Source organism: Leyella lascolaii (genome assembly GCF_900079775.1).
In the GTDB taxonomy this organism is placed as follows: domain Bacteria; phylum Bacteroidota; class Bacteroidia; order Bacteroidales; family Bacteroidaceae; genus Prevotella; species Prevotella lascolaii.
Map to the genome: position 1 here is coordinate 157,811 of NZ_LT556050.1, position 24,698 is coordinate 182,508.

Annotated in this window: 11 protein-coding genes and 1 pseudogene; 6 read left to right on the forward strand and 6 right to left on the reverse strand. The window is 51.7% G+C overall.

Annotated features, from left to right (window positions below; genetic code table 11):
• Positions 1-83 precede the first annotated feature (83 nt).
• The 3 genes and pseudogenes from nagB to BN4609_RS17195 all read right to left on the reverse strand — a co-directional run.
• The gene (gene nagB / locus BN4609_RS13120) at positions 84-875 is read right to left on the reverse strand and encodes a glucosamine-6-phosphate deaminase (RefSeq protein ID WP_068857083.1); all 792 of its coding nucleotides are present in this window, start codon (positions 873-875) and stop codon (positions 84-86) included.
• 77 nt (positions 876-952) lie between these two features.
• Positions 953-2,581 (reverse strand): beta-N-acetylhexosaminidase, encoded by a 1,629-nt coding sequence (locus tag BN4609_RS13125; protein ID WP_068857084.1) that lies wholly within the window; start codon positions 2,579-2,581, stop codon positions 953-955.
• 662 nt (positions 2,582-3,243) lie between these two features.
• Positions 3,244-3,435 (reverse strand): annotated as a pseudogene (locus BN4609_RS17195) (transposase); the annotation flags it as partial.
• A 308-nt stretch (positions 3,436-3,743) separates the two neighbouring features.
• Here BN4609_RS17195 and BN4609_RS13135 point away from each other — a divergent pair.
• From BN4609_RS13135 to BN4609_RS13160, 6 genes are all read left to right on the forward strand, one after another.
• Positions 3,744-6,683, forward strand: a complete 2,940-nt coding sequence (locus BN4609_RS13135; RefSeq protein WP_084791625.1) for a carbohydrate binding domain-containing protein — start codon at positions 3,744-3,746, stop codon at positions 6,681-6,683.
• Between the two features lie 46 nt (positions 6,684-6,729).
• Complete coding sequence (locus BN4609_RS13140) at positions 6,730-9,564, forward strand: M6 family metalloprotease domain-containing protein (RefSeq protein WP_084791627.1); 2,835 nt, start codon at positions 6,730-6,732, stop codon at positions 9,562-9,564.
• A 10-nt stretch (positions 9,565-9,574) separates the two neighbouring features.
• Positions 9,575-11,605, forward strand: a complete 2,031-nt coding sequence (locus BN4609_RS13145; protein ID WP_068857088.1) for a fibronectin type III domain-containing protein — start codon at positions 9,575-9,577, stop codon at positions 11,603-11,605.
• Between the two features lie 755 nt (positions 11,606-12,360).
• Positions 12,361-13,620: a GTPase HflX gene (gene hflX, locus BN4609_RS13150; protein ID WP_068857089.1), complete on the forward strand. Its 1,260-nt coding sequence runs from the start codon at positions 12,361-12,363 to the stop codon at positions 13,618-13,620.
• Between the two features lie 16 nt (positions 13,621-13,636).
• Positions 13,637-15,490 carry a DUF4954 family protein gene (locus BN4609_RS13155; protein WP_068857090.1) on the forward strand — a complete coding sequence of 618 codons (1,854 nt, stop codon included), beginning with the start codon at positions 13,637-13,639 and terminating at the stop codon, positions 15,488-15,490.
• A 92-nt stretch (positions 15,491-15,582) separates the two neighbouring features.
• Complete coding sequence (locus BN4609_RS13160) at positions 15,583-18,486, forward strand: M16 family metallopeptidase (RefSeq protein ID WP_068857091.1); 2,904 nt, start codon at positions 15,583-15,585, stop codon at positions 18,484-18,486.
• 283 nt (positions 18,487-18,769) lie between these two features.
• On the opposite strand, the gene BN4609_RS13165 is transcribed toward BN4609_RS13160, so the two are convergent.
• From BN4609_RS13165 to BN4609_RS13175, 3 genes are read right to left on the reverse strand one after another with little or no spacing between them, the layout of a single operon-like run.
• On the reverse strand, positions 18,770-20,212 hold the full coding sequence (locus tag BN4609_RS13165) for an efflux transporter outer membrane subunit (protein WP_084791629.1): 1,443 nt from the start codon (positions 20,210-20,212) through the stop codon (positions 18,770-18,772).
• Positions 20,209-23,346, reverse strand: a complete 3,138-nt coding sequence (locus BN4609_RS13170) for an efflux RND transporter permease subunit (protein ID WP_068857093.1) — start codon at positions 23,344-23,346, stop codon at positions 20,209-20,211. The genes BN4609_RS13165 and BN4609_RS13170 overlap by 4 nt, the downstream gene beginning before the upstream one ends.
• 18 nt (positions 23,347-23,364) lie before the next feature.
• Complete coding sequence (locus tag BN4609_RS13175; RefSeq protein WP_106390610.1) at positions 23,365-24,561, reverse strand: efflux RND transporter periplasmic adaptor subunit; 1,197 nt, start codon at positions 24,559-24,561, stop codon at positions 23,365-23,367.
• Between the last annotated feature and the right edge of the window lie 137 nt (positions 24,562-24,698).

A 24,698-nucleotide genomic window follows, 5' to 3' on the forward strand; every position in this document is an offset into this window, starting at 1 on the left:
ACGACGGCAGCAATGCGGAAGAAGAGTGAAGATCTGACAATAAACCTTAAATGTACAATCGGCGTTCTAATGACCGATTTGGGTTAAAGATTGTTTTTCTCTATGTCCTTGAAGTATCGGTAGGTACCTACCTTCAACTCGTCGGTGGAAGCCTCGTCACACACTATGATGCCGTGGGGATGCATCTGAAGGGCGCTGATGGTCCACATCTGCGTGACAGGACCCTCCACCGCTGCCTGCAAGGCGCGTGTCTTGGCATGTCCGTTTACAAGAATCATCACCTCGCGCGCATCCATCACCGTACCCACGCCTACCGTCAGTGCCTGACGCGGCACCTTATTGATGTCGTTGTCGAAGAATCTGGAGTTGGCTACGATGGTATCCGTGGTGAGAGTCTTCACCCTTGTGCGGGAAGAGAGCGAGCTGCCAGGCTCGTTGAACGCGATGTGCCCGTCAGGTCCTATGCCGCCCACAAACAGGTCAATTCCGCCTGCCTCTCTTATCATCTCCTCATATCGGAGGCACTCTTCCTCAAGATTTGAGGCATTGCCGTTGAGTATGTGAATGTTTTCTTTGGGACAGTCCACGTGGTCGAAAAGATTGCGTGCCATAAACGAATGGTAGCTTTCCGGGTGGCTCTCTGGCAGTCCTACATACTCGTCCATATTGAATGTCACCACATTCCTGAAGGACACACGCCCCTGTGCGCACGCCTCGGCAAGCGCCCTGTACATGCCTTCAGGTGACGAACCTGTGGGTAAGCCCAGCACAAACTTGCGTCCGCCTTCCGGTTTATAGCTGTTTATACGCTCTATCACATGCTCAGCCGCCCACCGCGACATACTCTCATAATCCTGTTCTATTATTACTCTCATTGTCGTTATATATTATATTTTTTATCGATAGACCTATCTTTCTACTGTCACCTGTGCATATGCCGGCGACCGTAACGTCAGTTATATTCCCACGGCGAGGTTATCCGGTCGGGCCATAAATGCTTGGCATAAGTCAGTTTGTAAAGGTCGTAGAAGTTCACGAGTCTGTTGAGGCGTTTCAGGAAAGCCTGATAGTCCTTCTTTCCGGAAGTCCACTGCACCTCTGCGAGTGCCGCCATACGGGGCAGAGCCTGATATTCCACCTGATTGGGATAAAGCAGATATTCCGCCCATATGTTCGCCTGCACGCCCAGTATGTGCGGTCTGGATGATTCGGAAAGGTTCTCGTCGCACGGCTCAAAGGCGTAAACTTTCTCCACGGGTATGTATCCTCCGCACAGGGTAGGCTCATACTTTGAGTTCTTCTCGTCTGCCTGACTGTAGTCGAAATAGCAGTGTGACGTTGGCGACATTATGACATCGTGACCCGCCTCTGCGGCTATGCGTCCGTGCTTGGTGTCGCGCCAGCTCTGTATTACGGCACTTTGGGAGATGTCTCCGCCCAATATCTCATCCCATCCTATAATGCGTCTGCCCCGGCTGTTTACGTATTTCTCGATGCGGGAGGTGAAATAGCTCTGCACCTGTTTCACCGTCATGTTGTTGTCCTCGGCTCTCTTGATGCACTTGGGACATTTCTCCCATACCTCGGTAGGCGTCTCGTCTCCGCCTATATGTATGAGTTTTGAAGGGAAAATCTGCATTATCTCGTCAAGGACTCCCTCACAGAAGTCGTATATCTTGTCGTTTCCAACACACAGGACATCCTTATATATGCCCCAGCGATGACCCACCTCGTAAGGTCCTCCCGTGCATCCGAGCTCAGGATAGGTGGCAAGCGCGGCGAGCATATGTCCCGGCATGTCTATCTCGGGTATCACCGTGACGTAACGCTGGCGGGCATATTCCACAATCTCCCGTGCCTGTTCCTGTGTGTAATAGCCTCCGTATGGGATGCTGTCGTCAAGGGCTGTGTTGTAACCTATGACCGTTCCGGAACGCCGCGAGCCTTTTGTGGTGAGCTCGGGATATTTCTTTATCTCTATGCGCCAGCCTTGGTCATCGCTCAGATGCCAATGGAAAACATTCATGTTGTGCATGGCGATGAGGTCAATATAACGTTTCACGAATTCGAGAGGGAAGAAATGGCGCGAGCAGTCGAGCATCATGCCTCTGTGGACAAAACGCGGACTGTCGCTTATCTTCACCGACGGAAGTCGCACTACCGTTGCCGCGCCTACTGGTAACGACTTGCGCAAGGTCTGCACACCATAGAAAACGCCTTTCGGAGTGCTACCCGCTATCGTCACACCTTTCTTATCCACCATAATGGTGTAAGCCTCTTCACCGCTCACTTTCTTGTCGAGCACGAGCCGGATGCCTTTCTTCGCCTTTCCAGGCACTACGCTGAGAGTCATTCCTGTGGCATCATTCACATACCTGGCAAGAAACTGTGCGTTACGCTCCATGTCCTTATTCCCTTCCGGGTAGGCGACTGTGGTTGACGTGGTAAGCTCAAACGGTTTGTCACCGGTCATTGTCACGCTGTTGGGAAGCGGCACTACATTATAGTCTGCCGTCATTACCGGTGCAGCCAGACACGGAATAACGGCACATGCTAATAAAATAAAAAAAAGTCTCCTCATACTGTATTTAGTTTTCAGTCATTCAGAATCAGGCATCATCACAAGCCGTCGCCCCTCCTGCTTTTACAACAGCGGCACAATAAATCCATCTCCGGCAAAGTGATGATGAAACAGACACAAAGATAGAAAAAATTTCTTTTGCAGTCAAACAAAAGAATATATTTCTTCAAATACTGTTAAAGCTACAATCTATAATATATAATAATGTGTAATCATTAAGATTCTCTGCATCCATAATATACAGGTTCGGCGCGCATAATATAAGATTCCGGCATGTACAATATAGAAGTTCCGAGTGCATAATATAGCATTTCCCCATTCGTAATATAAAATATCCAAGTGCGCGATATAGGATTCCTCAGCGCGTAATACAGGAGCCATGAACGTGTAATACAGGATTAATGAATGCGTGATACAGGAGCCATGAGCGCGCAATATAGGATTAATGTACGCGTGATAATAAAGGCATGAGCGTAAAACTCCGGCTCAAACAAGCTTTCACACACGCCTTTCAGTTTCTACGCAAAATCAATATTAATTTGCAAATCAATGCTTTTACCGGTCTTAAAACATCAGATTGAATAATCCGTTAAGCTTCTTTGGTATTTTAAGGAAATACATTTGCATATTTTAGAACAATAGTTCGTTAAATTTTCCAGGCCCTAAGCGGCCCTGGCAGTAAATAAAACCAGTTCTTTGAAAAGTTTGTCAATAACTTGTGAGTCCGGTTGCAGACCGAACACGCAAATAAATCGATTGAGCATATAAGCGTTATGGATGATCGACTTGCAGGATGATATTGAGAACGGTATTCCCAGTTCCTTGCAGGCGACCTTGGCGATATTGATGCTAGCGANCAATACTTTTATTGCCTAATTATCAATATTTTAGACAATTTTTCAGAGTCTTTTCTAGACCTTTTACAGCTTGCTCAAGCGATAGTTATTGACAGTATTTCAATGAACTTTTATATAGTGAAACCGGATAGCCGGCTTCAAATGTTTAACTTTTAGCGCGGTAAATTTTTACCGAAGTATTGTTAGAACAATTTATTACTTTTGCGCTCAGATTGTTGACATTACGCATATCACTGCATATCATCAGACAATTTCCGCGTAAAGTCACTGACAAAAGAACTATAATCACCAAACATTAATACATTATGAGAAAACATTTACTATTCACGGCGGTCGCCACAATGGCGATGTCGCTAACGGGGACGTTGTCTTCCATGGCTCAAGGCTATCAGACTACAATCCCCTTCGTCGAGACATTCGATGATGAAACGCATTACACACTCGGCGGAGACCTGCCGGACGGATGGCTCGGATGCTCCGGAAACGAGGACGAGAAAGGCTTTGTGAAGACTCAGTACTATGACAACGGACTGAAGGCATACTCCGGAGACTACTATGTGTCAAGCGAAGCCAACATGTTCAATCACAGGAACGATTACCTGTACACGCCTTTGATGTCGATGAAAGGAGGCAAGGAATACATCGTTTCGTTCTATATGTATGCTACAGCATACAACCCAGGACGCCAGCCTTCATTCCAGATTACGGCAGGAACGGCACAGAACGCCGATGCGCAGACTATCGTAATAGCTGAGAAAGAAATGATAATGCATACCGAATGGACGCTTGTCGAGGCCAAATTCACGCCTGAAACAGACGGTGAATACAGCATCGCGCTCAACGCTACAGCACCGATCACAGGTTCAGGAATAGTTCTTGTTGACGATTTCTCCGTGAAAGAAGGAGAGAGCGTAGCACCTGTTGATCCGTTCATCACCACAATACCGTTCACCGAGACATTCGATGACGCTACACACTATGCCCTCGGCGGCGACCTTCCCGACGGATGGGCAGCATACTCCGGAAACGGTGACGCAGGCTTCAAGACCGAGACTTACGAGGACACTTACATGCCCGCATACTCCGGAGACACCTTCGTGCGCAGTTTTGGAATGCTCAGCGGAAGGCACGACGCGCTCTTCACACCGATGCTGGAAATGGAAGCAGGAAAGAAATACACCGTCTCCTTCTACATCTACGTGACTGACTTCAACTACGCACCGTCATATTCTGTCACCGCAGGAACGGCTCAGAACGTGGAGGCACAGACAATCGCACTCACCGAGACAGCCGAAGTTCCGCAGGGTCAGTATACAAAGGTGGAGACCACATTCACACCCGAGACAAGCGGAGAATACTGTATCGCACTGAATGTGACAGCCAATCTGTCACAAACAGGCTTCGTTAACGTTGACGACTTCTCCATTGAGGCAGAAGAGACACAGGAACCTCCAGTCGAGGAATGGTCAGCATCAATACCCTATTCGGAGAACTTTGATGACGCAAGCCATTACAACGGTTTGGGACATCTGCCCAACGGATGGTTCTCAAGCGGCGAGAATCCGTTCGTGACAGCCTACTCTTCAAGTCTGCCGGCTGTATCGGGAGAGTACTACATGGTAGCTCCAAGCTCACCGATAAGCAACCGCCGCGACATAGCCTATACTCCGCTGCTTGAGATGGAAGCCGGTCAGAAGTATACGATATCATTCTATCTCTGCATGCCGGGCAGCTCCTCAACACCATCATTCAAGTTCACCGTAGGTCAGGATCAGGCTTACGACATGCAGGAGACAGTCCTTCTCGACCACACCGGTACGATAGACGAGTGGACACGCTACGAATACAGCTTCACCCCGGAGACAACAGGAGAATACTGTTTCGCCTTCTGGGCTCAGTCAACAGGAGCCGGTGACGGTATAATATGTGTGGACAACTTCAGGCTAAGCAAGGCTGATGAGGTCTTCGCACCTGAAACCGACTTCAAGTTCAGCAACACTCTGCACTCTCAGTTCACCGGAGGTCCGAAGCTGTTCAGCGGTCAGACCGTCCAGATGATAAACACTACAGACGATGCCAACAGCTTCCTGTGGACCGTAACAGGCGGAGACGCCGTCATATCAGACGCTACAGCAGTCAACCCGACCATCACTTTCAAGGAGTCGGCAAACTACACTGTCACTCTGGAAGCGACCAACGAAGGCGGCAAGAAAGAAATTTCCAAGAGATTCTATCCTGAATTCGCCGTTGCCGGTGAGACCGACTGCGTACAGACAACAGACGAGAATACCGACAAGATATACGAACAGAGCAACACACCGGCGTTCCTTGCGGACGGCACAGTGGAGGATGACTACACTTACGAGACAAACACCGACTTTGTCGTAGGAGTCAACCCATACTACCGTGCGTTTGCCGAGAGGTTCGACGTACCGCAGAACTGCAACATGGAACTGACCTCAATAAACTACTTCTCTCACAATTATTACCTGTTCGATCAGAAGCTTGGCGTCGGCAAGGACGAGGAAGGCAACGACATATACAGCACCTTCGATAAAGACAAAAAGCTCACAGTGGTAATCTATCCAGAGAAGGACGGCAAGCCGGACGTAGCAAATCCGATATACAGCAAGACCGGTCTGATAAGCGAAATGATAATCGACAACTACTATTCAGTACGTGAGAGCGTGAAGTTCGACGACGCCTCAGAGCCCGTAGTGGTAAACGGACCGTTCTACATCGCCCTTGAGTTCGACTCACTCACCTTGGAGCCGTACAGTCCGGACATCCTCTCACGCTCTTATGTGGGCCTTGACACCCGCGTACACGACAACGGTCAGACCACACTTTGGGTGAAACCGGAAAAGGCGATACCCGGAAGCGAGTTTGAGAAGAGCGGCAAACTGAACGAATATTGCCGTGCGGACGAGTTCTCCAAAGAGCTTGTCGGCTACAGCTTCGGTGTGATGCCTTGGGTGGTATATGGCAAGATGGACATTGAGACAGGCATCAACGGCAAGGAAAACGGCGGTCAGGCAATAAAGGTATACGCCACTGTAGACGGCGAGAACTTCAAAGTGTCGGGACTGAAACCTGGAACCGGCGTCCGCGTTTACTCTTCCAACGGTTCAGCCGTGTTCGACAGGAAAGCCGTAAGCAGCGAGATGATTATCCCTGCGGGCAACTGGACAAGCGGTGTATATGTGATATCAGCCGACGGACAGTCTATAAAGGTGACAAAATAATCATTGCCTCAGGCAATGCGACAAACCACATTGTAAAATACAACAGATGAACAAACTAATAAGATTATCGTTAGTCATCTGCCTGTTTAGTTTCTTCTGGATGCCGGTACACGCCGTACCGGCATTTCCAGGAGAAATTTCTTATAGGCAGCCCGACGGCACAATAGTGAAGTACAGACTGCGTGGCGACGAGCACAGACACTGGATGGAGACATCAGAGGGTTATCTGCTGAAACGCGCCGACAACGGTTTTCTGATGTACGCGGAAAAGGACGGAGATGGCATAAAAGCATCATCGCTCCCTTACCGGGGCAACGACTCTGCGGCAAAAAGCAAGATGCGTCTGATCAGGCGCGGCGACTTGGGCGTCTCCACAATGTCTGTGGGTGACCCGACCCTATCCACCGGCAGCACATTCCCCACGACAGGAAAGCGCAAACTGCTCATGCTCCTTGTGAACTTCGCCGACACCAAGCCCGTCATTCCGGCATCCGAGTTCGAGCAGATGATGAACGCCGAGAACTACGAAGGCACGGGCAGCTTCCGCGACTTCTTCCTTCAGAACTCCTACGGAAAGCTTGACATAGAGACAACCGTGGTAGGCTGGATACAGCTTCCGTCCAACAAGTACATGTACAGCACCGAAGACATGACGCGGCTCATATCGGACGCGCTCAACGCAGTGGACGATGACATAGACTTCACACAGTTTGACAACGACGGCGACGGCATACTCGACGGCCTGTCCATCATCCATCAGGGCACCGGAGCCGAGGTTACGGGAAGCTCAAGCGACATCTGGTCGCACAGCGGAGGACTCCTCTCGGAGGTCTATGCGGGCGGCATACGTGTCAACACATACACAATACAGCCCGAGCTGCTCGGCATATCGTCGCCCACACAGAAGATAACGGTGGGCGTGTTCTGCCATGAGTTCGGCCACAATCTGGGAGCACCGGACTTCTACGACTCCGATTACGAACAGAGCGGAGGCGAGTTTGAAGGCACCGGAGTGTGGGACCTGATGGCTGGAGGCATATGGAACGAATCGCTGCAACCGGGCGACTCGCCCTCACACATCAACATGTGGCAGAAGATGCAGTTCGGATGGGTCACCCCGCAATATCTCAACGAGAGCCGCACTGTGACCGGAATACCGTCGGCATCGTCCTCTCCAGTGGGATACATAGCGCAGACATCGCGCGAAGGCGACTACTTCGTGCTCGAGAACAGGACACAGGAAGGATTCGACAGGGCGTTGCCCGGACACGGCATCGTGGTGTATCATGTGGACGAGCAAAGACTGCGCTCCACTGTCAACATGAACACGATAAATGCCGACTACAGGCAAAGCGTGTACACAGTGTGCGCCTCCGCCGGAACCGAACCGGGAAAGACACCAGCGTCATACGGCGACATAAACAGCGCAGGAGCACCGTTCCCCGGTGAGAACGGCATCACGGAGTTTTCCGATGCCACCCTTCCCTCCGCCCACTCCAATGACGGCAAATACTCATACTTCTCCATACGCGACATCAGCTCAGACGGAACCACGGCGTCATTCGAGTTCGTCAAGGGCGAGGCTCCCGCAACGGTGGGTAACCTCACAGCCACGGCGAAACGCGGAATAGTGTCGCTACGCTGGGACGAACCTGAAAGCGGAGACATTGACATTTACCGTATCTTCAGGGATGACGAGCTGATTGCCGAGACAAAAGAGACCGGATACGTTGACAATGAACTCACATCCACCGTCGCCACCTACAAGGTGGACGTGCGCTACGGCAACGGTCTCTACTCGCCTTTCGCCACAAGCACGGTCAGAGTGCCCGACAACAAGATAAAGAATGTCGCATCATCGGCGGCGGGACAGGACGTGACACTGACATGGAAACTCAACTCCACCCTCACACGCATGAATCCCGACCTTACCGCCGCAACCGAGAATGCCGTGATAACAGTGCTCAGCGGCAGCCGTCTTGAAGTGGCACAGAAGTTCAGAGCCGCCGACCTGAGAGCGTATAAAGGCTATACCATCAGCGAGGTGTCGTTCTTCCCCTTCACGTCACAAAGCGAAGTGAGCTACAAACTGCGCGTATACAGGGCTGAGGAAGGTGGAGAGCCGGAGGTGATAAGCGAGCGCGACGCCTCAGAATACGGTTCGGGAACATGGCGCACCCTCAAACTGCGCACTCCGGTGACCATAGAGCCGGGCTACGACTACTACATAGGATTCGCCGCCGAAAGCCGTATAGGCACCGTGGCTGTGGTGTGCGACGCCACGACAGCCGACCCCGGACTCGGCAATCTGGTGTGCACCGACGGCACGTGGCACAGCGACATGCTCGACAACAACATATTCCTGCGCTGCGAACTCCAGCCGCGCACTTACTCGGACGGTGACTTCATACAGGGCGAAGAGCCTGTGTTCAATCCCGGATTCGACCCTCTGGCTGATGTGGCGTATCCTCTCGGATTCAACATCTACCGCGACAACGAACTGATAGGGTTCACATCCTCCGGCATTTTCATAGACCGCGGAGTGAGCTCCGGACGCCACACCTACGGCATAGCATGCCTCTACGAGGGCAACAACGAGTCGCGCATGAGCCAGACCACCGTGACAACCACTGCGACATCCATAGACGGGGCTACAGACAACGGCGGCACTAAGGTATACGCCGACGGCAACACCATCACCGTGAAGTCCGCCGCCAACTGCCTGACGTCTGTCTACAACGCGGCAGGAGAGCCCGTCACCGCCACCGTACACGTAAAGGCGGGAACGGAGAAGGCATTCACCATCAGACAGTCGGGGCTCTACATCGTGAAGACAGAGACATCAGGAAACACAACAACTCACAAAATAATAATAAAATAAAGAACCAGACATGAACAGTTTAATAAGAAAGACACTTGCCATCGCACTGTGCGCATGGGCTGTCACAGCATCCGCCGACAACGGTGTGTGGACAAAACGCAACACAGCACGCAACGCCATCCCCGCCGTAAAGGACGGGACGCCTCTCACACGCCTTTCCACTGCCGACACTCCGGTGCGCGTTGCGGCACAGCGGAACGCCGTCCGCTCAGAAGCGGGAACGGCAAGAGAAGGATTCGTCACAGTGATAAGCGAAGACTTCAACAAGATGACGTCGGGGGCGGACGGCGCGCCCGACCTCAACACAGTCATCACCGGCACTGACGGAACCATCTATCATGACTATGTGCAGACCTACGGATGGGCTGGAATAGACGTCTATCAGGCTGGCGGAAGCTGCTATCTCGCCGACAGCCAGACCTCGCTCCTCATGACTCCTGCGCTTGACCTCTCCGCCAACGGGGGCGACTTCACATTGTGCGTGACGTTCCGTGCGGAGACGGAGCCGTGCAAGTTCTATCTCATTTCAGGCAGCGGCTCCACTGCGATCGACGGCGGATACATCAACGCCTCGACACAATGGAGCTATGCGGAGATACCTTTTGAAGGCGGACAGCCCCAGACCTTCATACAGTTCTTCGGCAACGCACCGTTGTATATCGACGACATCACGGTGATACAGGCCAAGGAGGAAGAGGTACCCACAGCGATAAGCGCGCCCGGAAGCGTCAGTGCGACAGACATATCCGAAAGCGCGTTCACTGCGAACTGGAGTGCCGTGACAGGCGCGACGGGCTATCTGCTCGACGTGTTCAGCTACGGACAGGACAATGCCAAGACCTATCTCCTCACCGACAAGGCTGTGGAGGGCACCTCATACGAGGTGAGCGGACTCGAGCCGGGACAGACTTACTTCTTCTCGGTGCAGGCCACCGACGGCACACTGACGTCTGAAGAGTCGCAGCAGTGCATCGTAAGAGAAGCGTCGGGAAGTGTCGGAACGCCTACGGCTCTTGAGGCTACAGAGGTTAGCGACAAAGGTTTCAGGGCAAACTGGAGCAGTGCGGAGAACGCGGCATGGTACACTCTCTTCACCTACTCATATCATCAGGTGGAGCAAGACGGCACCTTCGAAGTGGAGAACGAGACGTTCGACAAGATAAAGGACGGCAAAACGGAAAATCCACTTTACAACGATCCCGCACAGACTCTTGACGAATACACCGCCCATCCCAACTGGGAAGGCTCGACGACAATACGTGCCGAAGGTATGATAGGTCTGCGCAACTACTATTCAATAATGGGTGTCTACTCCATGCTCTACTCTCCCATCTACATGACTCAGACGGCTTCGGCTTCCGGAAAAATCACGGTGAGAATAAAAGCAATGCACGACAACATGTGCTCTGACGCCACAATGATAGGCGTGGCATGCGTCGACGCCGACAACCAGGAGAGCAAAGTGGAATGGCAGCAGGCTGTCATCACAGACAGAATGAGCGAATATGAGTTCGTCTTCGACGCATACAGCAACTACTACCTTGCCATTGCCTTCAACGACGAGAACAACACCGACTACGGAACAAGCGGCACGGTGTGGATTGACGGCATAAGCATAAGCCAGGAGATGAGCGCGGGCGACATCTTCAGCCGCATGCACTCGTGCGACGTTGTGTTCGGCGGCACATCGTTCTACGTGCCTACTCCCGACCGCGGCAACGACATTTACTCATACTTCGTGCAGGCAACGACAAACGGACCTGACGGAAACATCGACTCCGACTACTCCAACGAGATATACGTGCAAGGCTCAACCGACGGCATAGACGCTGCTGAGAACAGCGGCAAGGTGAGCGTAAGCGGTGCTGACGGACATATCACCGTGACTCTTGACAAGGCTGCCGGAATAAGTGTATACACCACTTCGGGCACAGCCGTAGCCTCGACAGATGGCAAAGCAGGCGCGAACGAGATAAGTCTGTCGTGCGGAATGTATATTGTGAAAGCCGCCGGAATAGTGACAAAAGTCATTGTGAGATAGGTCTGAACGCATTTACGGCGAAATCATATGTCATGAGGGCTGTCCAAGAGCAGGACAGCCCTCATTCCGTATAAGCGGACGGCAGCACGCGATAAGGATGAAACCGGTATGCAGAGCCGGTCTGACCAGCCGTGCCAGAATATACCGGCGCGCCGTGCATAAACATTTATTAACGAAAACCCGACACTTATTTAACACATCATTCTCACTCGTTCTGTATCGTGAAAGACTCGTCCGGCACACTCACACGGGCATGGCAGCAGTACAGAAAAGCCCGTTTCGCAACCCATATGAGCGCACAGACGGTGCCGAAGAGGCTGTTCAGTGGCGCAGGAAAGGCTCTTCCACATCACGGAAAAGGCTCTTCGGCGGTGCGGAAGAGGCTCTTCTGCAAAACGGAACATTATCACCGGTCATGCGGAAAAACGCTATTACGCTGGCTGTAAGCGCATTATGCAATACCCTGAAAAATACGTACCGAAGCACGGAAAGCCGCATATTAGAAAACCGGAGGAATTTCAGGCTGTCCCGACAACCTGTTTTTTAACATTCAACGACGTGTTTTCCTCATCGGAACAACTGCCGGACGGGGCATCGCATACAGTAACGGGATGGCGTTATAAAATGGGTCCAAAACCTTTGTGTTTATTGTAAATTATATTATCTTTGCGCTAATATATCACACATTGTGACCGCATACCTGACACGAGACAGTCCGCTGCGGCTCACGAAAGCCCCAAAAACAAATATTCCTAATGAAAGAATTTGTATTATCTGAAGTAAAGACAGAGACCGCAGTGCTCGTGGGTCTCATCACAAAAGACCAGGACGAGGACAAGACGAAAGAATATCTCGACGAGCTGGAGTTTCTCGCCGACACCGCAGGAGCCGTCACCGTGAAACGCTTCACACAACGGGTGAACGGTCCGAGCTCGGTCACCTACGTGGGAAGCGGAAAGCTTGAGGAGATAAAACAATACATAAAGGACGAAGAGGACGCCGAAAGACCCGTGGGAATGGCTATATTCGACGACGAGCTGTCGGCAAAGCAGATACGCAACATAGAGAAGGAACTGGGAGTGAAGATACTCGACCGCACATCGCTCATCCTCGACATTTTCGCCATGAGGGCACAGACAGCGGCTGCGAAGACTCAGGTGGAGCTGGCGCAATACCGCTACATGCTGCCTCGGCTGCAGCGTCTGTGGACCCACCTCGAGCGTCAGGGCGGCGGCTCCGGCTCGGGAGGAGGAAAAGGAAGCGTGGGTCTGCGCGGTCCGGGTGAGACACAGCTCGAGATGGACCGACGCATAATATTGCAGCGCATCACCCTTCTCAAACAGCGGCTTGCCGAGATAGACAGACAGAAGACAACCCAGCGCAAGAACCGGGGACGCATGATAAGGGTGGCTCTCGTGGGATATACCAACGTGGGGAAATCCACAATAATGAACCTCATGTCAAAGAGCGAGGTGTTCGCAGAGAACAAACTCTTCGCCACTCTCGACACGACGGTGCGCAAGGTGGTGATAGAGAATCTGCCGTTCCTGCTTGCCGACACCGTGGGATTCATTCGCAAGCTGCCCACCGACCTTGTGGACTCGTTCAAGTCGACACTCGACGAGGTGCGCGAGGCTGACCTTCTGCTGCATGTGGTGGACATCTCACACCCCGACTTCGAGGAACAGATAAGTGTGGTGGAGAACACTCTGAAAGACCTCGGATGCGCCGACAAGCCGAGCATGATTGTGTTCAACAAGATAGACAACTACACATGGGTGGACAAGGACGACGACGACCTCACACCGCCGACAAAGGAGAACGTGACGCTCGACGAACTGAAGCGCACGTGGATGGCACGGCTCAACGAGAACTGCATATTCATCTCGGCACGCAAAAAGCAGAACATAGACGAGTTCAGGGACGTTCTCTACACGAAGGTGCGCGAGCTCCACGTGCAGAAATATCCTTACAACGACTTTCTCTACAACATTGAAGAACCTTACGAAGACTAAATATTAATGACACTTTATGAACTACAGACAACTTACCGAACAGGAAATAAGACTGCTGGAGGACAACAGCTGCTGGGCTGAGGACTGGTCGGCGATAAGCGTGGCGGAGGATTTCAAGGCGAACTACTTCCACCGCGTGATGTTCTACGGCACCATAAGGCTCGGCACGTTTGAGAAAAGCGTGGAGGTGAGCAAGGGATTCGTGAAGCACTCGGGCATCAACAACGCCACCCTGCGCAATGTAACCATAGGCGACAACTGCCTCATCGAGAACATTGGCAACTACATCAACAACTATGTCATAGGCGACGACTGCTACATATCAAACGTATGCACCATGGAGACAACCGAGGGCGCGACATACGGCGAGGGCAATCTCATATCGGTGCTCAACGAGGTGGGAAACGGCAACCTGACGCTCTTCCACGGACTGAACAGCCAGTTTGCCGCGTTCATGGTGAAGCACGCTGCCAACAAACCGCTCAAGGATGCCATACGGAGGCTCATCAACGAGGAGATAGAGCGCAACTCACACGAGTGCGGAACAATAGGCAACAACGTGAAGATAGTGAACACGAAGGAGATAACCAACACCGTGATATACGACGACTGCGAGATAAGCGGAGCGTCAAGACTGAGCGACTGCACCATCATGAGCTCATCCGACGCCAACGTGTTCATAGGTACGGGCGTGATATGTGAGAACTCCATCATCTCCGACGGGTCTTCCATAATCAACAGTGTGAAGATGCAGGACTGCTTCGTGGGCGAGGCTTGCCAGATAAGCAACGGCTTCACGGCGTCGAGCAGCGTGTTCTTCGCCAACAGCTACATGTCGAACGGCGAGGCGTGCGCAGCCTTCTGCGGCCCTTTCACGGCAAGCCATCACAAGAGCTCGCTGCTCATCGGAGGCATGTTCTCGTTCTACAACGCCGGCTCCGCCACCAACTTCAGCAACCATGCCTACAAGATGGGACCCATGCACTACGGACTGATGGAACGCGGCACGAAGACCGCCAGCGGCGCATATCTGCTGATGCCTGCCAACATAGGCACGTTCTCGGTGTGCTTCGGCAAGCTGATGTATCATCCCGACACGCGCAATCTGCCTTTCTCCTATCTCATTGCATACAACGACACCATGTATCTCGTGCCGGGACGCAACCTCGCCACAGTCGGACTTTACCGTGACATACGCAAGTGGCCCAAACGTGACATGAGGGCGCACGGGGGGCGCAAGAGCATCGTAAACTTCGACTGGCTCAGTCCTTTCTCCGTAGGCGAGATATTGCGGGGCAAGCGCATTCTCGAGAGTCTGCGCGAGGCGTCGGGCGACGACGTGTCAACATACAACTATCATGAATATGTCATCAAGGCAAGCGCGCTGAGAAAGGGCATCAAGTATTACGACATAGCCCTGCGCATATATATGGGAGCCGTGCTCAAACGCCACATCCTCGAGAAGCCGCTGACCGATACGGGCACAGGAAACTGGAACGACCTGTCCGGACTTCTGCTTCCCGAGTCGGAGGAACAACGCCTCATCGGTGACATCATTGACGGAACCATAGACACCACACAGGGCGTGGAGGAACGCTTCAGGGACATAAACGACAACTATCCGGAATACCGCTGGGCGTGGACATACCGCATGATGCTCGACTACTACGGTCTGGAGACACTGACAGAGGAGGACGCCGAGAAGATAAGACAGGACTACGTGACGGCGCGGCGCGCATGGATTGCGGAGATAAAGAAGGACGCGCGCAAGGAGTATGCGCTCGGAGACATAGAGGAAGAGGTGTTTCTCAACTTCAACGACCAGCTCGACCGTGAGGTTGACTTCGAGAACCAGAAGCTCTACATGTGACGCCACACATGCCGGAACAGACATCCGCACACCCGCTCAGAAACGGCACGGAAAAACGAAAAGGATAATAATCACAACAAATTCAAGACATAATGAAACTGAAACTTATAATAGTCTTTTGCCTGATTGCACTGTGCGCCACCGCACAGTCAGAACGGCGCGCGTACCAATCGGTGGAAGGTGACCCGATGGCGACACGCATATACACTCTGGACAACGGACTGAAGGTATATCTGTCGGTAAACAAGGAGAAACCGCGCATACAGACCTACATAGCCGTGCGCACCGGAAGCCGCAACGACCCGGCTGAGACGACAGGACTGGCACACTATCTGGAGCACCTGATGTTCAAGGGAACGAAACGCTTCGGAACGTCGGACGCTGAAAAGGAGGCTCCGCTGCTCGACACCATACAGGACATGTATGAGGCATACCGCACCATGACCGACACGGAACAGCGCAAGGCTCAGTATCACAGAATAGACAGCGTGTCGCAGCTCGCCGCCCGCTATAACATTCCGAACGAGTATGACAAGCTGATGGCGGCTATAGGTTCGGAGGGCAGCAACGCCTACACGAGCAACGACGTGACCTGCTACGTGGAGGACATACCGGCAAACGAGGTGGAGAACTGGGCGAGAATACAGAGCGACAGATTCCAGAACATGGTGATACGCGGTTTCCACACCGAGCTGGAGTCGGTGTATGAGGAGTACAACATGGGGCTCACCAGAGACAACAACAAGATGTGGGAGGCGATGAACAGGCTGCTCTTCCCCACCCATCCCTACGGCACACAGACGACGATAGGCACGCAGGAACATCTGAAGAATCCGTCGATAGTGAACATAAAGAACTATTTCAGACGCTACTACGTGCCCAACAATGTGGCTATATGCATGGCGGGCGACCTTGACTGCGACAAGGTGATGGACACGATAGAGAGATATTTCGGAGGATGGAAGCCCAACAGGAACCTCTCCTTCCCCGAATATGCTCCTGAACGCGACCTTACCGCACCCGTCGACAGCACCGTCGTGGGGCAGGAGGCGGAGAGCATAATGGTGGGATGGAAATTCGACGGGGCTTCGTCACTTCAGTGTGACACGCTCGATGTGATAGCCGAGATGCTGTCGAACGGCAACGCCGGTCTTTTCGACCTGAACATAGACCAGAAGATGAAGTGCCTTGGAACGGGAGCGTTTGCATCGAACATGAACGAATACTCGCAGTTTCTGCTCTACGGCATGCCGCTCGAAGGACAGTCGCTCGACGATGTGAGAAGGCTGATGCTCGACGAGATGGACAAACTGAAACGCGGTGATTTCGACGACGACCTGCTGCCGTCGGTGGTCAACAACATGCGTCTGGACTTCTATAAGGCGATGGAAAACAATGAGAAACGCGCAGACATGTTTGTCGACGCGTTCATAAACGGGAAGAAATGGGATGATGTGGTGAACCGCATCAGACGCATATCAGGCATCACAAAGAAGGACATCACGTCATTCGCGGCACGTCATTTCGGAGAAAACTACGCCACAGTGTACAAGCGTCAGGGCGAGGACACCACACAGAAGAAGATTGACAAGCCGAAGATAACGCCCATTCCCGCCAACCGCGACAAACAGAGCGCGTTCGTAGGCGAGATAATCAGCTCGAAGAGCGAGCCTATACAACCGCGCTTCATCGACTTCGGTAAAGACCTGACAAAGAGCAGCACGAAGAAGGGACTGCCCATCCTGTATGTACGCAACACCGAGAACGGACGCTTCACGCTTGCGTTCCACTATGCGTTCGGAGAGGAAAGCGACAAGTGGCTGCCGTTAGCCGCATCGTATATAGACTATCTCGGGACGGACAGGATGTCGGCGGAAGACATCAAAAGGAAGTTCTACAAACTGGCATGCTCGTATGGCATAAGCGTGGGAACGGACATGACGACCGTCACTCTCAGCGGTCTGAACGACAACCTGCCGCAGGCTCTCGAGCTGATGGAGGACATTCTGGCAAACGCCAAGGCTGACTCTGAGGCATATGACAAATATGTGGAGTCGGAACTGAAGAACCGCAAGGACGCCAAACTGAACCAGGCAGGCAATTTCTCAGCCCTGCTCCACTACGGCATTTACGGTCCGTACAACAGGATACGCAACATTCCGGGCGCACAGGAACTCAGAGACAAGAATCCGAAGGAGCTTACCGGTTTGCTCAAAGACCTGAGCAAATATGAGCATACGGTGCTTTATTACGGACCGTACAGCGTGGACGAGCTGGCATCCGTAATAGAGAAAAAGCACCGGACGGCAGGAAAGCTTGCTCAGGTGCCCGCAGGCAAGGAATACACAGAGCAACAGACGACGGAGAACGAGATAATGATAGCTCCATACGAAGCCAAAAACGCCTATATATCACAGTACTGCAACAACGGCAGGAAATGGTCGGCAGAGAAGCAGCCCGTAGTGGAAATATTCAACGAATACTTCGGAGGAGGTATGAACTTGGTTGTTTTCCAGGAACTGCGCGAAAGCCGCGGACTGGCATACAGCGCATGGGCTACATACAACACACCGGGAAGGAAGAACCACAATGAGTTCGCCCGCACCCAGATTATATCGCAGAACGACAAGATGATGGACTGTATACGCACGTTCAACAACATTATCGACACCATACCGCAGTCTGAAAAGGCGTTCGGACTGGCAAAACAGGCAATAACAAAACGTCTGGCTGCACAGCGCACCACGAAATTCTCGATACTCAACGCCTATCTTGCGGCACAGCGAATGGGCATTGACTACGACATAAACGAGAAGATATACAACGCTCTGCCGGGAATAACGATGAAAGACATGGTGGACTTTGAGAAGGAAACCATGGCGGGCAAACCGTACAGATACCTGATTCTGGGCGATGAGAAGAACCTCGACATAAAGTCGCTCGAGCGCATAGCTCCCGTAAAACGCCTGACAACAGAAGAGATATTCGGATATTAAAGCCGGACAGACCGGTATGGTTTGACACGTGCCGGCTGTCATACCGCCATACACATATTTATATATGTATGTCCGTCATTCATCTCCTTTACACACAGACGAAGCCATTCAGGCTCTCACATTATGCCGGTACAGCCTGCAACATACAAGAGGAAAGAATGGAAAAGGATGTGTGACAGAAGAACGGAATAAGGACGAGGCATAACGGCTGATTCGTGATAAAAGCGCAAAGGCGGTCTGAACAGTGGGTCAGACCGCCTTTTTACGTCATCATGCATCATCTTCACTTACCGGAGTCTTGCCCGGATTCCGTATTCTTTGACGTGCCGATCCCGCTCCGTTCCCATCCTCCGCCAAGAGCCTTGTATAGGTTCACCGTAGCAAGCTGGCTGTCGAGCAGGGCATTGCTCAGGCTTATCTGGGCGTCAAGATAAGTACGCTGCGCGTCGAGCAAGTCCATATAGCCTATCGCTCCGTTGACATACTGCACCAAAGCGAGCGAGAGTGCTGTCTTCGAAGAGCTTTCAAGATGGTATCGTGTCTGATATATTTCCTTTATCTTATTGAAGTTCGCAATAGCGTCGAACGCATCTCTGAACGCCGACAGCACTGTTTTCTCATAGGCATACACGGCACGCTCGTAAGCAGCCTTGGCAGCCTTATGACGCGCGCGGTTCTTGCCCATGGCAAATACCGGCTGCAACAGATTGACACTTATCAGATGATAAGGTGAGCTCAGCAGGTCTTTCAGCTCCTCACTCTCAGCTCCGAGACCGGCGGTGAGCGTGATGTTGGGGAACATGCTCGTATATGCCGCACCAACAGAGGCGTTTGCCGCTATCAGTTTCTGTTCAGCCTCGCGCACGTCGGGACGCCGTTCCAGAAGCGAGGACGGCAGACCTACGGGCAGACTGTCAGGAAAGTTGACCTCCTGAGGAAGCGTAGAGCGTGCGATATGGTGTGGATATTCGCCTGTGAGAAAGGCAATCTCGTTTTCCTTGGAGGTGATTTGCCTTTCAAGATCGGGCAATAGTGTGGCAGTCTTTGAGAGTTCCACCTGCGCCTGTCTGTATGTAACCTCCGAGGTGAGCCCGCCCTCATAGCGTATGCGTGCAAGGTGCTCGCTCTCCCGTCGTGCCGTCACAGTCTGCCTTACGATGGACAGTTCGTTGTCGAGTGCCACGAGTTCATAATATGCCTGAGCCACCTGAGCGATGAGACTCATCTGAAGTGCACGGCGGTTTTCTATAGAAGCCATGAACTCAGCCGTGCTTGCCTCGTGGTTCCAACGGAGCTTTCCCCACAGGTCAACCTCCCATGCTATATTGGCTTTCAGGTCGAACTGGTTATCGTCCGACGGATTGTCACCACCGTAATTGTCCTGTTCTTTCTCGCCATAGACACGCAAGTCGAGCGAAGGAAACATCTTGGCGTAATCGATGCGCTTCATTGCCGCAAGCTCTTTAATGCGCGCGGCTGCCATAAGCATGTCCTTATTGTATGTCAGTGCCTTATTAATGAGATTCTGCAGAATGGAGTCTGTGTAGATTTCAGTCCATGAACGGTCGGCAAAAGAAGCCGAGTCTGCACTCTCCCCCTCTGTCAGCGACACGGGCAACTCCACGTCAGGGCGTGTGTAATGGTGCCCTATCTTACATGACACGACAACGACTGCCGATGCGATTATTACGAGAGCATGCGATATGTATTTCCGTTTATGAGTCATAATGTTTGTTTATATTGTAATGCCTTTGGCTTGTTCTCCTTACGCGACCTTATCTTTCCTCTGTATATTGTTATAAAGAAGAACGGTATGAGCAATATTCCGATGGTCACGGCAGCAATCATACCGAAGAATACTCCGGTACCGATGGCTCTCCGGCTGGCAGCTCCGGGTCCGGAGGCAATCACCATCGGAAGTATGCCAAGTATGAAAGCGAATGATGTCATGAGGATAGGACGGAAACGAAGACGCGCGGCATGCAGTGCAGCCTTGAAGAGATTGACTCCCGAGTCAGCCTCATCCTTTGCGAACTCTACTATAAGTATGGCGTTCTTCGCGGCGAGTCCCATCAACATAACGAGCCCTATCTGGAAATAAGTGTCATTTTCAAGTCCACACATAATGATACCGATATAAGCCCCTAAGGCTGCTATCGGCAACGAAAGCAATACTGCCACGGGGACGCTCCAGCTTTCATAGAGAGCCGCAAGGAAAAGAAACACGAACAAAAACACAAGTGCGAGTACCATTCCGGTTTGTCCTCCAGCCTGTTTCTCCTGATAAGACAGACCGCTCCACTCCAATCCTATATTATCAGGCAAGTGCTTGCGGACAAGCTCTTCCATCACTTCCATAGCCTGACCTGAACTGTATCCCTGGGCTGCGGTGCCGCGTATGACGGCTGTGTTGAACATGTTGAAACGCTTTATACTGCCCGGTCCGGTGGTATATTCGGTCGTACCAAGAGCCGTAAGAGGAATCATGTCACCGTCGTCACCACGGACAAAGTACAGGCTGATGTCGTCGCGGTGCTCACGGTAAGGAGCTTCCGCCTGGATGTAGACACGGTATATACGGTTGAACATGTTGAAATCGTTGACATAGACAGACCCTGTGTATGCCTTCATTGTAGAGAACACGTCAGCCATAGGCACACCGAGCATTTTCACTTTGTCACGGTCGACATCGAAATAAAGCTGTGGAATCTCCGCCTGCAACGATGAGGAGAGATCCGACAATTCCTTCCGCATTGAGGCATAATGCATCAACGTGTCGGCAGCTTGCACCAAGTCGTCATACGTAGCGTCCCCGTGAGCCTCGAGTTGCATCTCGAATCCGCCGGAGGAACCGAGTCCCGGAATCACCGGAGGGGTTGAAAGATAGAACTTGCATTCCGGATATTCCTTCAGTTCACGGCTCACTCCAGCCATGATATCGCCTATTGTAGTGTTGTCGCGTTCCTTCCATTCTTTCAGAATAACCGTGAGTTGGGCTCTCGTCTGGCTTGTTCCGACACGCGGACTGGTACCTGTTACATTCTGAACGTATTCCACTGACGGGTCTTTCATAAGATAGTCAATAGCCCGATTGGTGACAGTGCGCGTACGTTCGAGCGTAGTTCCCTCCGGCATTTCAAGCTCCACGGTGAAATATCCCTGGTCTTCGGCAGGCAGAAAGCTTGTCGGTGTAAGGCGGTATAGTATGAAAATCATTATTATAACCATACAGAAGCCTATGCCGCAACGCTTGGGATGCTTTATAATATTTGTGATTCCGGAAAGGTATTTGGTGTTGCCGAAGTCCAGCCAACGGTTTATGGCAGTGAAAAACCGGTTTTTCGGTTTGCTCTTATCTGCCGGTTTAAGTATCAGGGAACACATTACCGGACTCAGAGTGAGAGCAACGACCGTGGAGATAAGCACAGATATGACTATTGTAACGCTGAACTGGCGGTACAGTTGTCCTGTTATGCCGGACAAAAAGCTTACAGGCACAAACACGGCGGCAAGCACCATGGAAGTTGCGACAAGCGCGCCTGTAAGTCCGTTCATGGCTTTCTTTGTCGCTTCATACGGGCTCAGGTGTTCTTCTTCCATAATACGCTCAACATTCTCTACTACCACTATGGCGTCATCCACAACAAGACCGATAGCCAGAACAAGCCCCAACAGGGTCAGCATATTGAGAGAGAAACCGAATATAAGCATGAATCCGAACGTTCCTATCAAAGAAATCGGAACGGCGACAAGCGGTATTACGGTGGCGCGCCAGCTTTGAAGGAACAGGAAAACGACAACTATTACAAGAAAAAGAGCCTCGAACAGCGTCTTGTACACTTCATTGATAGACTCTGATATGTAAGTAGTCATGTCGAACGGAATCTCATATTCCATTCCCTCAGGGAACGTTTTACTTATGTTCTCCATTGTCTCCTTCACCCTCTCAGCCACTTCCATGGCATTGGCTCCAGGCAACATGTAGACTCCAAGTACGGCAGCATTGCCTCCGTTTATGCCGCTCTCGGTATTGTATGATTGAGCTTCAAGCGACACACGCGCCACATCTCTCAATCTGATAAACGACCCGTCAGCGTTGGCTCGGAGCACTATCTCCTCGAATTGTGCCGATGACGACAGTCGTCCTTGTGCCGTTATGGGAATCGTAAAATCAAGTCCCTTCACCGGCTGTTGCCCGAAAACACCAGCGGCAGACTCTCTGTTCTGGTCCTTCAGAGCGTTCTGCACATCCTGCACAGTGAGTCCGAAACTCGCCAAACGCGCAGGGTCGACCCATATCTGCATGGCGTAATAGCGGCTTCCGATATTAGACACGCGCCCCACTCCGGGTATTCGGCGCAACAGATCGAGCACGTTCAATGTGGCGAAGTTGCTGAGATATATCTCATCAAACTTCGGATCGTCCGACGTAAGGCAGATAGTGAGCAACTGACTCGCCGCCTGCTTCTCTATCTCTATACCGTTCTGCACCACTTCCGCAGGCAAACGGGACTCTGCAAGCTTTATTCTGTTCTGTATCTCTACTGCCGCAAGGTCGGGATCTGACGATATATCAAATGTTACAGTAGCCGAAAACGCACCCGAGTTTGAGCTGTTCGATTCCATGTAAAGCATTCCAGGAGTACCGTTCAGTTCCTGTTCGATAGGCGTTGCCACTGCCTGCGACACCGTAAGTGCGCTTGCTCCGGGATAAGAGGCACTTATTTTCACCACCGGAGGAGTTATCTGCGGATACTGGTCAATTGGCAGCATCGTGAGTCCGATAAGTCCGACAATGACAATAAGTACAGATATGACGATTGAGAATACGGGTCGGTCTATGAAGAAATTTACTTTCATTGGCTATATATGCTTTGGTTATTTGGCTTTCGTGCGCTGTTTTTTCATCTGCCTGGAAGCCACACGCACCTTCATGCCTGGCGTGAGTTTATGATATCCTTCGCTTATTATAAGTTCTCCGGGTGCAAGCCCGCGCTCCACCACAACCTTGTTGTCGAACTCCGGTCCAAGCTCTATGAAACGACGTTCTGCCGTAGAATCGCGCCTCATCACATAGATGAAAGCCCCACCTTTCTCTATTATGAGTGCCTTCTGAGGCACAACGGTGGCATTTTCACGTACGTCAAGGAGGGCGTGAACCTTTGTAAACTGACCCGGAAGAAGCACATGGTCCGGATTAGGCATTTCCGCACGCACCGAGAACGTGCCTGTCTTAGGGCTCACCTGAGGCTCTGCGAAATCTACCAAACCCTTATACGGATATGTACTGTTGTCCGCCAGCGTAATCGTGACATACGGTTGCCACGACCTCAAAGAGTCACGCTGTCCCAAAATGATGTTACGTTCCTTGCTTTTAAGATAGTCAAGCGCAGTCATACTGAAGTCAACAAGCACCGTGTCGCTCTTTACAATGGTAGCCAGAAGAGACTTTCCGCCCGTGCCGACAAGCGTACCAAGGTCAACAAGACGTTCGCTGATGTAACCTGATATAGGCGAACGCACATATGTGTAACTGAGTTCCTGCTCCGCCTGATCGAGGTCGGCGCGGCTCATACCCATGCTTGCCACAGCTGTCTCATAGGCTGCCGTGGCATTGTCGAGGTCAAGACGGCTGGCTGCGTTCTGCTCGAACAGCGGACGTATACGGTCAAGATCGCGCTTTGTCTTGCGCACCAAAGCTGAGTCTTTGCGCAGCTGGGCACGCGCCTTATCAGCCTTTGCCTTATACTGCCGTTGGTCTATGACAAACAAAACCTGATTCTTCTTGACATAAGTACCTTCTTCGAATGCCATGCGTTCAAGGAATCCCTCAACACGAGCACGTACCTCTACAAACTGCTGGGCACGGACACGACCTACGTAGTCGCCATATATCTCGACATCCTCCACGCCCACCGGCTCTACAGAAACCATCGGAGCATAGGGTGTCTTCTTCTCCGGCCATGTGAGAATGACGTACGCTACGATTATAACCGCAATACTGCCAATCATCGCAATGATACGTTTCTTTCGCAGTCTAAGTTCTTTTATCTCCAGAATTTTCCTTATTTTCATACATTTATCCTTTTACCTTAAACTGTAAAACGACAAAAACCGTATTTTATTTTATATTATATCACACATTTACCAAATAAAAATGAAAAATCCGGTCGTACCGCATTACGACCGGACTCCTGCTTTTACGTATTTCA

Bases quoted from the DNA above. Each gene is read 5' to 3' on its own strand.
- nagB (WP_068857083.1), bottom strand. From the start codon at position 875: ATGAGAGTAATAATAGAACAGGATTATGAGAGTATGTCGCGGTGGGCG.
- BN4609_RS13125 (WP_068857084.1), bottom strand. From the start codon at position 2,581: ATGAGGAGACTTTTTTTTATTTTATTAGCATGTGCCGTTATTCCGTGT.
- BN4609_RS13135 (WP_084791625.1), top strand. From the start codon at position 3,744: ATGAGAAAACATTTACTATTCACGGCGGTCGCCACAATGGCGATGTCG.
- BN4609_RS13140 (WP_084791627.1), top strand. From the start codon at position 6,730: ATGAACAAACTAATAAGATTATCGTTAGTCATCTGCCTGTTTAGTTTC.
- BN4609_RS13145 (WP_068857088.1), top strand. From the start codon at position 9,575: ATGAACAGTTTAATAAGAAAGACACTTGCCATCGCACTGTGCGCATGG.
- hflX (WP_068857089.1), top strand. From the start codon at position 12,361: ATGAAAGAATTTGTATTATCTGAAGTAAAGACAGAGACCGCAGTGCTC.
- BN4609_RS13155 (WP_068857090.1), top strand. From the start codon at position 13,637: ATGAACTACAGACAACTTACCGAACAGGAAATAAGACTGCTGGAGGAC.
- BN4609_RS13160 (WP_068857091.1), top strand. From the start codon at position 15,583: ATGAAACTGAAACTTATAATAGTCTTTTGCCTGATTGCACTGTGCGCC.
- BN4609_RS13165 (WP_084791629.1), bottom strand. From the start codon at position 20,212: ATGACTCATAAACGGAAATACATATCGCATGCTCTCGTAATAATCGCA.
- BN4609_RS13170 (WP_068857093.1), bottom strand. From the start codon at position 23,346: ATGAAAGTAAATTTCTTCATAGACCGACCCGTATTCTCAATCGTCATA.
- BN4609_RS13175 (WP_106390610.1), bottom strand. From the start codon at position 24,561: ATGAAAATAAGGAAAATTCTGGAGATAAAAGAACTTAGACTGCGAAAG.